Origin of the sequence: Gilliamella sp. B2911 (assembly GCF_026536965.1) — a bacterium.
In the GTDB taxonomy this organism is placed as follows: Bacteria; Pseudomonadota; Gammaproteobacteria; order Enterobacterales; family Orbaceae; genus Gilliamella; species Gilliamella apicola_E.
The window spans coordinates 68,525-75,361 of record NZ_JAFNNA010000013.1; the positions used below are offsets into that span (position 1 = coordinate 68,525).

The window sequence follows — 6,837 nt, forward strand, 5'->3', positions numbered from 1 at the left end:
GCTGTTTTTTTGCATCAAAAAAAGTTGAGGAGCGGGGTTTTTGGGGTTCTAAATTCTGTTTTGAAATATTGTCTTAAATAAATAATGCCGCTTTAAACTGTAGCGTTTTTTAGTAGCCGTTTTTTGCATCAAAAAAAAGTTGAGGAGCGGGGTTTTTAGGGGGGTAAAATCACGTTTTTACAGCTCCGCATACATCGCTTAACACATTTATTTTTTAGGTGCTTCATAGAAATTTGAAGGGCGTTTTTTGGGGAGAGTCTAAAATCAAAAAAATTACAAATTTCTATGGCGATAAAACGACCAATTTTTAAAGGTATGTAAAGTCGATATTTTTAATTAGCACAATAGTTAACCGATCATTTTTTAGATATTTTCGTGCTTCTCTTTACGAATGTTAGCAATTAAGTCTAATGAGAGCTATTGCATCGTATTTTTGCCGTCACTATAATCTTTAACAGTTCTAGCTTTGAGAATTAAACTGCAAAGCATTAATTAAATTCAAAATTTACTTGACAGGAATGTTGTTATGCATTATAATTTTCACCATGCACCATGCACCATGCACCTTGGTCAACCTATACTTTAAATTCGTCTAAATTAAGCTCCCAATTTTCATTTTTCCGAAAAGCTCATTTTTTCATCTGTTCAGACAAAATGCTAAGAATTTTGGCGCGATCTTTTCATCGATCCAAATTATTTCGGCTGATCTTTGTCGTACTACTACTTCCTTCTTTTAGCCATGCATTAACCGTTAATACCTCGAATTCTATTCATGGAAATGAGCCATATTTAACTTACGATGGCGGTCGTACTCGTGCGGTTAATAATGAAGGTTTGCTTGGGATTACACTATCTGACGGTACGCAATATACGCCTTCAAACAATCCTTCACCTACAACCCCAATCGTCTTGCCTGCTACAGGTCAAAGCTTTGCTGATATAAGTATGTTTGTACCAATCGGTAGCAATTCAGTTGCGCTCAATACGCTTATTGGTTCGCCATATAATTATTGGGGAGATGATGATGGAGATGGTGATGTTTCTGCGACAGGTAGTTTAAGTTTATCTATCGTGGATAACAGTAATCAAGCTGTAACACGTAATACCGTGCTCGATATTTGTAAAGCACCTTATCAAGTAAAATTAACTAGTACTAATGGCGAATTAACTACGCGTTACGGTCTTCCTCCTAATAGTACTTTCAATGAAAGTAGTGTTACTTATACTGTTAATCCTAAGGCTGTTCCGGTGGTTTGTTTTGCTAAACCAAACTTAAAATATGGTAAGCCAGGCGAGATTGGAAATTCTCACGACTTCTCAGGTCCGTCTTGGATGTGGGACCCAGCTAATGGCTTTATTCCTCAGTCAACTGCCCCATCAGGTTATGGTTTGAACTTTCCTACTACTGCAGCTGACAAACTGTACTTTGATTTAATCATTGGTGGTGTTAATCAGGCTTTGTCTTGGTCTCCAGTTAAGGTTGCAGATATTACTGCGACTATGAGCAATTCTACAGCTACAAGTGTACGCGTAACCTTTACAGGTCCTCTCTCAACCGAGCCTGGTATGAGTACTACTCCTACTCCTATTACCAACCCTAATTTGCCTCAGACTTTTGAGTTAGTTGGTCGTGATAGCAATGGTAATCCTGTGGTTAAATATGGATTTGTATTAAAGCAATGGTTCGTCAATAGTGGACCCGCGGTAAATTATTATCCAAATATAGTACTTTGGTGTAATGGTCTAGGTTATCAAGTGGCTCAGGTAAAAGATTTAAGCAATGCATCTTGTCGTGGTTTGGAGTCAGGTGATTGGTGTACAGGTTTAGTCGGCGCTACGCCTTCTTCACCTAATAATTTGTATCAACGTTACATTGGTGGAGGCTTGAATTCCGAATGGGGGACGATGGGCTACTACCTCGATTCCAGATTTTACGGCCATTTGTACTGGACTGGTACCCTAAACAATGATCGTAATACTTATCTCATAAGTCTGAATAATGGTTCCGTTTATAGGCATAGTAGCAGCGGCAATGCGGTTTGTGTTAATCGTTAAAACTTATTATTGAGGTGGTTCAATAGCAAAAGTAAATCAATTCGCTGAAGAATCGTTAATTTAATGGCTCTGGAATGATACTTTTATACATTTTTAGCTAAATGACTATAATAAATATTAAATAAATCAAGTTATTGACCCTAAAGTCAAATATGTTTTATAGATTAAAAACGTTAAATTTCTAATAATATCTTTAGCCATCCATCCCTTAACTGGGATGGATTTATTTTTTAGATCTAAATTTTTCCAAAAAAGTTGAGGAGTGGGGTTTTTAGGGGGGTAAAATCACGTTTTTACAGCTCCGCATACATCGCTTAACACATTTATTTTTTAGGTGCTTCATAGAAATTTGAAGAGCGGTTTTTTTGGAGGTATCTAAAATCAAAAAAATCACAAATTTTTATGGCGATAAAGTGACCAATTTTTAAAGGTATGTAAAGTCGATATTTTTAATTAGCACAATAGTTAACCGATCATTTTTTAGATATTTTCATGATTCTCTTTACGAATGTTAGCAATTAAGTCTAATGAGAGCTATTGCATCGTATTTTTGCTGTCACTATAATCTTTAACTGTTCTAGCTTTGAGAATTTAACTGCAAAGCATTAATTAAATTCAAAATTTACTTGACAGGAATGTCGTTATGCATTATAATTTTCACCATGCACCATGCACCATGCACCTTGGTCAACCTATACTTTAAATTCGTCTAAGTTAAGCTCCCAATTTTTATTTTTCCGAGAACTTCATTTTTTCATCTGTTCAAGCAAAATTCTACGAATTTTGGCGCGATCGTTTCATCGTTCCAAATTATTTCGGTTGATCTTTGTCGTACTACTACTTCCTTCTTTTAGCCATGCATTAACCGTTAATACCTCGAATTCTATTCACGGAAATGAGCCATATTTAACTTACGATGGCGGTCGTACTCGTGCGGTTAATAATGACGGTTTGCTCGGGATTACACTATCTGATGGTACACATTATACGCCTTCTACCAATTCTTCATCTATAACTCCAATCTCCTTGCCCGTTGAGGGTCAGAGTTTTGCTGATATTCGTATGTTCGTTCCTACTGATACAAATTCAGTCGCTTTGAGTTCTCTTATCGGTCCACCTAATAATTATTGGGGAGATGATGATGGTGATTCTGGCGTTACTGCTACAGGTACGTTAAGTTTATCTATCGTCGATAAAAGCGGTCAAACGGTATCACGTAGTGCAGTACCAGAGATTTGTAACGCACCTTATCGTGTTATGTTATCCAGTACTGACGGTACATTATCGACTCGTTACGGTATTCCTAATCGTAGTGATTTCCGTGCTAGTAATGTGACTTATTACGTCAATCCTAAGGCTGCGTCTGTGGTTTGTTTTGTCAGACCTAATTTGGATTACGGTACAGGTAATTATGCTGGTCCGGTTTCGATGTGGGACCCAGCTAAGGGTTTTCTCACTCAAGAAACAGACCCGTCACGTTACGGTAAAAACTTTCCTACTACAGGTCTTAATGGATTGTACTTTGATTTAGATATTAGTGGTAGTAGTCAGCCATTGTTTTGGTCTCCTGTTTCTCAGGGAGGTATCACAGTCACAATGTCTAATTCTACTGCTACAAGCGTACGCGTTACTTTAACTGGTCCTTACGCTACTCAATCCCAGATTAATTCATCCAATCCTAGTCGTGTTTCCACTCCATCTTTGCCTCAGACATTCGAGTTGGTCGGTCGAGACAATAATGGTAATCCAGTTATTAAATATGGTTTTACTTTGAAGCAGTGGTTCGTCAACCGAGGTTCTAAGTATGACACTTATCCTAATACATTATCTTGGTGTAATAGTATTGGTTATCGAATGCCTCGCGTAAGGGATTTAACAAATTCAAATTATAATAATTTAGGCACCACCCCTTCCTCACCTAGTAAGTATTACATGCGTCATATAGGTTCTGGTTTTTTCACGGAGTGGGGCAAAATGGATGATTATTCAGGCGCTGGCTTCGGCTACGGTTGGGTCTGGACTAGTGACCCGAATGGTAGTGACCAGTATGTCGTGGACACCAACGACGGTGACGTGGGTTGGTTCTACTACGACATCTACGGACTTTGCTCCCATCCTTAGTTTTTATTTCTTCGTCCTTAATCCTTAGGGCGGGGGTGGGAGTGATAAAAATAGTATTAAGTGATTAAAAGTAAGCTACGAGTCAACGTCGTTTAGCCATAAAAAAAGCGATTTTGTGGCTTAGCGACACTTCAATTACCCGCCTAGGCGGGTTTATTTTTGAGGTTTTTTATTGCAAAAAAAGTTGAGGAGCGGGGTTTTTGAGGTTCTAAATTTCACTTAAAAATTATTAAATGATCCAAATCACTAAATTTCTAATCCAAAGCCTTAAAATAAAATTTTTGAGGATCAATCGCTCTAATTTTAAAGATTTGTAATTGCGATATATTTAATTAAAACAATAGTTAACCAATTATAAATTAGATCTTTTTTAGATCCTATTTACAAAAGTTAACGTAAATGAGCGAAAAAAAGTGTTGCATCGTGTTTTTCCAATCACTATACTTTTTACACGGTTTTAGCTACTAGGCTAAAATTTGACAGAAAAGCATAAAATTGTAAATTAATCAAAAAATTACTTGACAGGATAGTCTAAAATGCATTATAATTTTCAACAGCCAACAGCCAACAGCCAACCTGCCAAACCTATCTTTTAAATTCGTCTAAGTCCAGCACCCAGTTTAAATTTTTCACTAAAACTTATTTTTCCACACAATCAAGTAAAATTCTGCGAATTTTCGCGCGATCGCTTCCGCGATCCTCTTCTCGATCTTTTTTCCGATCGTTTTCCAAATTATCCCGGCAGATTGTTTTTTCCGTGGCTCTTTTCCTTCCTTTTTCCAGTCATGCATTGACATCACAGACAACTAGGAATGCGATACAGGGTAGTGCACCTTATCTGACTTTCGACGGTGGTCGTACACGTGCGGTTGATGCTAACGGTCTGCTTGGGATTACGCTATCTAACGGAGCTAATTACACGCCTTCTAACAATTCATCATCTACAACCCCAATCGTCTTGCCGGTTGCGGGACAGAGTTTTGCTGATATTGGTATGTTCGTTCCTACTGATACTACTTCAGTCGCTTTGAGTTCTCTTATCGGTCCACCTAATAATTATTGGGGAGATGATGATGGTGATTCTGGTGTTACCGCTACAGGTTCTTTGAGTTTATCTATCGTCGATAAAAACAATCGGCCTGTATCACGTAATTCCGTGTTAACGACTTGTAATTCACCTTATAAGGTTACGTTATCCAGTTCTAACGGTACATTATCTACACGTTATGGTTTTCCTAATCGTAGTACTTTCAATGCAAATAATGTGACTTATTACGTCAATCCTAAGGCTGGGCCTGTGGTTTGTTTTGCTAGGCCTAACTTGAATAGAGGTACAGGTATTTATGCTGGTCCGGTTTCGATGTGGGACCCAGCTAAGGGTTTTCTCACTCAAGAAACAGACCCGTCACGTTACGGTCAAAACTTTCCTACTACAGGTCTTAATGGATTGTACTTTGATTTAGATATTAGTGGTAGTAGTCAGCCATTGTCTTGGTCTCCTGTTTCTCTGGGTGGTATCACAGTTACAATGTCTAATTCTACTGCTACAAGCGTACGCGTTACTTTAACTGGTCCTTACGCTACCACATCCCAGCATAATTCAGACAGTCCTAGTCCTATTTCTAAACCTACTTTGCCTCAGACATTCGAGTTGGTCGGTCGTGATAGTAATGGTACTCCAGTCGTCAGATATGGTTTTACTTTGAAGCAGTGGTTCGTCAATCGTGGTTCTGCGTCGAGAAATTATTATCCTACCTTATATTGGTGTAATAGTCTTGGTTATCGTCTGCCTCGCGTAAGGGATTTAACCAATGCATCTTGTCCGCCAGGCTCCCGTGACGGATCTTGGTGTCGTGGTTCAGTCGGCGCCACCCCTTCCTCACCTGGTGATCATTATATGCGTCATATAGGTTCAGGTTTTTTCACTGAGTGGGGTAACATGGAGGATTATTCAGGCGTTGGCTTCGTCAGAGATCGGAACAATTGGTACAATTGGTACTGGACTAGTGACCCGCTTGATAGTGACCAGTTTCTCGTGCGCGCATCCTACGGTAGCGTGGCTTTGAACTCCACCTTACCCGACTACTACGGACTTTGCTCCCATCCTTAGTTTTTATTTCTTCGTCCTTAATCCTTAGGCCGGGGGCGGGGGTGATAAAAAATAGTGTTGAGTGATTAAAAGCAAGCTGACTCAAGGAGTCAACGTCGTTTAGCCATAAAAAAAGCGATTTTGCGGCTAAGCGGCGCTTCAATTACCCGCCTCGGCGGGTTTATTTTTGAGGTATTTTATCTCAAAAAAAGTTGAGGAGCGGGGTTTTTGGGGTTCTAAATTCTGCAATGTTATCTCAAATAAATAATTCTGCTTTAAACTGTGTCGTTTTTTAGTAGCCGTTTTTTCATCAAAAAAAAGTTGAGGAACGGGGTTTTTGAGGTTTTAAATGTCACTTAAAAATTATTAAAATATCAAAATCACTGAATTTCTAATTCAAAGCCTTAAAATAAAATTTTTGAGGATCAATCACTCTAATTCTAAAGATTTGTAATTGCAATATATTTAAATAAAACAGCAATCAAACAATTATAATTTAGATCCTTTTTAGATCTTATTTACAAAAGTTAACGTAAATGAGCGAAAAAAAGTGTTGCATCGTGTTTTTCCAA

At 38.3% G+C, this 6,837-nt stretch carries 3 protein-coding genes; all 3 read left to right on the forward strand.

What is annotated here, in order from left to right:
* The first annotated feature begins 666 nt into the window (after window positions 1-666).
* The 3 genes from J3U27_RS10240 (at window position 667) to J3U27_RS10250 (ending at window position 6,286) form a co-directional block, all read left to right on the forward strand.
* Window positions 667-2,055 (forward strand): hypothetical protein, encoded by a 1,389-nt coding sequence (locus J3U27_RS10240; protein ID WP_267377399.1) that lies wholly within the window; start codon window positions 667-669, stop codon window positions 2,053-2,055.
* Between the two features lie 783 nt (window positions 2,056-2,838).
* Window positions 2,839-4,176 (forward strand): hypothetical protein, encoded by a 1,338-nt coding sequence (locus tag J3U27_RS10245; RefSeq protein WP_267331021.1) that lies wholly within the window; start codon window positions 2,839-2,841, stop codon window positions 4,174-4,176.
* 757 nt (window positions 4,177-4,933) lie between these two features.
* On the forward strand, window positions 4,934-6,286 hold the full coding sequence (locus tag J3U27_RS10250; protein WP_267377400.1) for a hypothetical protein: 1,353 nt from the start codon (window positions 4,934-4,936) through the stop codon (window positions 6,284-6,286).
* Window positions 6,287-6,837: the final 551 nt, after the last annotated feature.